This window comes from Pseudomonas sp. 05T35 (assembly GCF_056396605.1).
This window is the reverse complement of record NZ_JBFTLU010000343.1, coordinates 1-5,001: the sequence shown is the minus strand read 5'-3', so window position 1 is coordinate 5,001 and position 5,001 is coordinate 1. Positions and strand designations below refer to the sequence as shown.

Genomic DNA, 5,001 nt, shown 5'->3' with positions numbered 1-5,001 from the left:
TGCTCCCGCTGGGCTGCGTAGCGGCCCCAAAACTTCGGCAAAAACTGCTGATTGGCGAATGCTGCGCCCTGGCGCGCCAGCCCGGTCGGGCGGGAGCAAGCTCCCTCGCCACAAAAGCGCTACGCATTGCTATTTTCTGGAGGTCCGCATGGCCGCTTACAACCTGCGCCAGCTCAGGTATTTCGTCACGACCGCCGATTGCGGCAGCGTGGCTGAAGCCTCTCGCAAGCTCTATATCGCCCAACCGTCGGTGTCGACCGCCATCAAGCACCTGGAAGACAGCTTTGGTGTTCAACTGTTTATCCGGCATCACGCGCAGGGTGTTTCGCTGACGCCGAGCGGCTCGCGTTTTTACCGCAAAGCGGTTGAGCTGCTGCGGGTGGCTCACGAGTTCGAACAGAACGCGCTGGCGGACAATGACATGGTGGCGGGGCAGATCGATATTGGCTGTTTTGAAACGGTGGCGCCGCTGTATCTGCCACGCTTGATCGCAGGTTTCAAAGAGCGCTGGCCGGGTGTGGAGATCCGTATTCGCGATGGCGAGCAGCAGGAGTTGGTGCAGGCACTGACCGCCGGCAGCATTGATCTGGCGATGCTCTTCGAACACGATCTGGACAGCACGATTGAGACCGTGCCGCTGATGCCGCCGCAGCAGCCCTATGCCTTGCTGCCGGCCGATCACCGGTTTGCGCAACAGGCGAAAGTCTCGCTGCATGAGCTGGTGCTGGAGCCGATGATTTTGCTCGACGTGGTGCCGAGCCGGACCTACTTCGTGAGCGTTTTTGAAGAGCTCGGGTTGAGGCCGCACATTGTGTTCAGCTCGCCGTCGATCGAGATGGTGCGTGGGATGGTGGGGCGCGGTTTCGGCTTTTCGATTCTGGTGACCAAGCCGTTTTCGGACTACACCTATGACGGGCAGAAAGTCGTGTGTGTAGCGCTGGCTGAAACGGTCACCGGCTCGGGTTTATCGGCGGCGTGGTTGCGTCGCACGCAACTGACCAAACCGGTGCAGCTGTTCGTGGATTATTGCCAGGAAGAACTGGCCCGACTTTATAGCTGAGTGTCGGGCCCATCCTCCCGACTCAGCAGATCGATGACAGCATCCGTTGCAGCATGGCGTCGCAGCCCTTCAATTGATCGAGGCTGACAAACTCGTCCGGTTTGTGGCCCTGATCCATGCTGCCAGGGCCACAGACCACCGTTGGAATCCCCGCTGCGTCAAACAGCCCGCCCTCGGTGCCGAACGCTACCGTCCCGAACTCCCGCGAGCCGGAAAATGCAGCGATCAACTCAGCCGCTTCGCTGTGCGCATCAGTCGCCAAACCGGGGTACGCCGACAACTCACTGAAGCGGATGTCGCTCTGATCGCTCACCGCGCGCATGCGCGGTAATACCTGTTGTTCAGCGTAGGTCTGCAGTTCCTGCGCCACCACGCTGGGGTCTTGTGAGGGCAGGGCGCGGATTTCAAAGTCGAAGCGGCAATCCGCCGGGACGATGTTCAAGGCCTTGCCACCGGAAATCACGCCAGTTTGCACCGTGCTGAACGGCGGGTCGAAACGGGCATCGTGATGCTCTGGCGCTTTGAGCCGGTGGCCGATCCGCCCCAGTTCACCGATCAGTTCGGCGGCGTATTCAATCGCGTTGACTCCGAGCGGGGCGTACGCCGAATGGCAGGCCTCACCATGAATGTCGCAACGCATCGCCAGTTTGCCCTTGTGACCCAGCATCGGTTTGAGTTCGGTCGGCTCGCCAATGATACAGAGCATCGGTTTGACCGGGCGTTGTTCGAGGGCTTTGAGCAGCGAGCGTACCCCAAGGCAGCCGACTTCTTCATCGTACGACAACGCGATATGCACCGGCCGCCGTAGCGGGGCGTTCACCAGCGACGGGACCAGGGCGAGGACGCAGGCGATGTAGCCTTTCATGTCGGCGGTGCCGCGACCGTACAGCTTGCCGTCGCGCTCGCTGAGCTGGAACGGCGCAACGGTCCATGGCTGGCCGTCGACGGGCACCACATCGGTGTGCCCCGACAGCACGATGCCCGGCCGATCTGCCGGGCCGATGGTTGCGAACAGATTGGCCTTGCTGCGCTGCTCGTTGTAGACCCGTTCGCAAGGCACGTCGAAGCGTTCGAGGTAGTCCCGGACAAAGTCGATGAGGTGCAGGTTTGATTCGCGGCTCGTGGTGTCGAAGGCCACCAGTTGCTTGAGCAAATCGACGCTGTTGCTCATCGGTCGTCTCCCGCCACGCCGTAACCAGGCGACTTGTCGGGGGCCAGGGCACGGTCGATGTAATCCTGAACCTGTGGCCGATAGGCGTCCCACAATTTTTCCAGTTGACCGATCGGATCGTGGTCGACCCAATCAACCCGCAGGTTGATAATCGGCCAGGTCAGCTCGCCGACCACAACGAGCGCCGCCGAATGCACAGGCCCGGCTTCGCCTCCCGCCGCCACAGCGGCTTTCAGCGCTGCCAGCAAGCGGTCGGCCAGTTGACCTTCGCCGTGCTCGAAGGCCTTGACCATGGCCTCGATCACCCCACGGTCCGCCAGCATGTTGCCGGCAGCCACGCATTGTTCGCCCGACACCGCGTTGTGGGTGCCCAGGGTTTGTGCGCCGCTGAAGTGTGCGGTGTGGCCGAGGTGGTCAATCGCGGTGATCTGTCGGTATTGGCTGTAGCCGTTGCGAGTCAACACCTTGTCGAATGCAGCAGAGGGCGCAAGGCCTTGTTCCATGAGGGCGAGGACTTCCGGGCCGAGTGACGGCAAGGTGATGTTTTGCGTGGAGACAGCACCCACACCTGGCAGCAGCCAAGGGCAGCGTGCGCCGACAGCGATGCTCGAGGAACTGATCGCGATGCCCAACTGACCGGTTTCGGGGCAACGGGCGGCGATGGAAAAGGTCATGGTTTGGCTCCTTGGTTAACCTTGAGTAAAGGGTCGTCTGTGCGGGCCCCTTCGCGAGCAGGCTCGCTCCCACAGTGGATCTTTAGTGGCCACAAATTTGTGTACGACGCAGATMAAATGTGGGAGCGAGCCTGCTCGCGAAGGCCGCGACTCGGTCTACTTCCTTACTCAGGAATCACCGCAATCACATCAATTTCCATCAGCCACTGCGGCTGCCCCAGTGCCGAAACCACCAACCCGGTCGAAATCGGAAACACCCCTTTGAGCCATTTGCCGACTTCCTGATAGACCGGCTCGCGGTAACGCGGATCGATCAGGTAGGTGGTGGTTTTGACGATGTGGCTGAGGTCGCTGCCGGCTTCTTCCAGCAATTGCTTGACGTTGCGCATGGCTTGTTCGGCTTGCGCACGCGGGTCACCAAGACCGACGAGGTTGCCTTCAAAATCGGTACCGACCTGGCCGCGAACATATACGGTGTTGCCGGCCCGGACCGCCTGGCACAGGTCATTGTCCAGGCTCTGGTTCGGGTAGGTTTCTTTGGTGTTGAACATGCGAATGCGGGTATGGGTTGGCGTGGACATCGGAAGCTCCTCAAGAAAAAGTCGGCCCGGCGCTGTGCAAGCGCCGGCGCGGATATCAAGCACTGACAGGTGTTTTATGGACGGTCGGGGCGGCTTCAGCCTGACGCTGCCCGGCATCGCGGTAGTCGAGGTACGAGCGCTGAATGGCGATGTGATCCGCCACGTACTTGGCGTCGTGCCAAACACCCCAGATGAACGACGAGCCGCGACGCGACTGCCACGGCAGACCGAGGAAATACACACCCGGCTCGCTCGACACGCCGCGCTGATGTTGCGGTTTGCCGTTGTCGTCGAAGGCGTCGACTTTGAGCCAGCTGTAGTCGGTGGCAAACCCGGTGGCCCAGATGATCGAGGTCACGCCGGCCTTGGCCAGGTCGAGCTCAAGAATCGGATGGGTCACGCACTCCGGGTCCGGGAAGGTATGGCGGGCTTCAGGCTCTTCCGGCAGGTCCAGGCCATTGCGCTCGATGTAGGCGTCAGCGGCATTGAGCAGCGCCAGATAGTTCTCATCGCCGCGCGCCAGGTTGTCGGCAAGATTCGGTTGGAAGGTCGCCACGGCGCCATTGAACGAGTGGGTCAGGCCGACAAGCGTCATGCCGCGATGAGCCAGCCCGCGGAAGTCCACCGTACGGCCGCCATGCGCACCGCTCACGGCGATGGTGACGTGTTCGCGACCGGGCTTCATGGCCGCTTGATCCCATTCACCGAGCACGCCCAGCCACCAGCAGAAATCCCGGTTGCGATAGGCGCGAGGAGGGCGGTCGTGCGCGCCGACCGAGAGGTACACCTGCTTGCCGGCACGCTGCAATTCATCGGCGATCTGCACCCCCGACGACCCGGCGCCGACGACCAGCACAGCGCCCTCGGGCAGTTGCGCTGGATTGCGGTAGTCGGCCGAGTGGATCTGCAGGAACGGCTGATCTTGCGGCGCGATCGGCGGGATGACCGGACGCTGGAACGGCCCGGTGGCGGCCACCACACGGTTGGCCTCGATCACGCCCTCGGAGGTTTCAATGGTGAAGCCCGGTCGACCGACATTGCGTTCAACCTTCTTCACCTCGACACCGGTGCGGATGGGCGCGTTGAATTTCCTGGCATAGGCTTCGAAGTAATCGGCTACCCGCTCTTTCGGGGCAAAGCCATCCGGGCTGAGATCGTCGAATTCAAGACCAGGAAAACGGTCGTGCCAGACCGGACCATTGGCCACCAGCGAATCCCAGCGCCCGGTGCGCCAGCGCTCGGCGATACGATTGCGCTCCAGCACCAGGTGCGGCACGCCGAGCTTGCTCAGGTGCTCACTCATGGCCACACCCGCCTGACCCGCGCCGACAATCAGCGTGTCTGTTTTTATTATTTCAATGGTCATCTCTATGCCCTTCGAAGTTGGATTAGGGTCGGTTACGACCTGCCATTTCTTGGGCTCAAGACTAGGGATCACCCCGGTATCGGTAAAATATTATTAAGCTGGCAATTGAATACAAATATCTGATGCAGAGCCTTTAAACCCGTCTACGC

Annotated in this window: 5 protein-coding genes; 1 reads left to right on the top strand and 4 read right to left on the bottom strand. The window is 61.4% G+C overall.

Annotation, left to right across the window (positions count from 1 at the left end; translation table 11 throughout):
* Positions 1-148 precede the first annotated feature (148 nt).
* A complete protein-coding gene (locus AC1DH9_RS22130; protein WP_427543699.1) occupies positions 149-1,060 on the top strand; it encodes a LysR substrate-binding domain-containing protein in 912 nt (303 codons plus the stop codon).
* Between the two features lie 22 nt (positions 1,061-1,082).
* Here AC1DH9_RS22130 and argE read toward each other — a convergent pair whose 3' ends face one another.
* From argE to AC1DH9_RS22110, 4 genes are all read right to left on the bottom strand, one after another.
* Complete coding sequence (gene argE / locus AC1DH9_RS22125; protein WP_427543696.1) at positions 1,083-2,231, bottom strand: acetylornithine deacetylase; 1,149 nt, start codon at positions 2,229-2,231, stop codon at positions 1,083-1,085.
* Positions 2,228-2,905: a DUF1028 domain-containing protein gene (locus tag AC1DH9_RS22120; protein WP_427543693.1), complete on the bottom strand. Its 678-nt coding sequence runs from the start codon at positions 2,903-2,905 to the stop codon at positions 2,228-2,230. Before AC1DH9_RS22120 ends, argE begins: the two co-directional genes overlap by 4 nt.
* Before the next feature lie 164 nt (positions 2,906-3,069).
* Positions 3,070-3,486 carry a RidA family protein gene (locus AC1DH9_RS22115; RefSeq protein ID WP_046027689.1) on the bottom strand — a complete coding sequence of 139 codons (417 nt, stop codon included), beginning with the start codon at positions 3,484-3,486 and terminating at the stop codon, positions 3,070-3,072.
* Between the two features lie 55 nt (positions 3,487-3,541).
* Complete coding sequence (locus AC1DH9_RS22110; RefSeq protein ID WP_427543689.1) at positions 3,542-4,852, bottom strand: flavin-containing monooxygenase; 1,311 nt, start codon at positions 4,850-4,852, stop codon at positions 3,542-3,544.
* Positions 4,853-5,001: the final 149 nt, after the last annotated feature.

Excerpts from the sequence above, each read along its gene's own strand:
- AC1DH9_RS22110 (WP_427543689.1), bottom strand. The coding sequence starts at position 4,852 with ATGACCATTGAAATAATAAAAACAGACACGCTGATTGTCGGCGCGGGT.
- AC1DH9_RS22120 (WP_427543693.1), bottom strand. The coding sequence starts at position 2,905 with ATGACCTTTTCCATCGCCGCCCGTTGCCCCGAAACCGGTCAGTTGGGC.
- argE (WP_427543696.1), bottom strand. The coding sequence starts at position 2,231 with ATGAGCAACAGCGTCGATTTGCTCAAGCAACTGGTGGCCTTCGACACC.
- AC1DH9_RS22115 (WP_046027689.1), bottom strand. The coding sequence starts at position 3,486 with ATGTCCACGCCAACCCATACCCGCATTCGCATGTTCAACACCAAAGAA.
- AC1DH9_RS22130 (WP_427543699.1), top strand. The coding sequence starts at position 149 with ATGGCCGCTTACAACCTGCGCCAGCTCAGGTATTTCGTCACGACCGCC.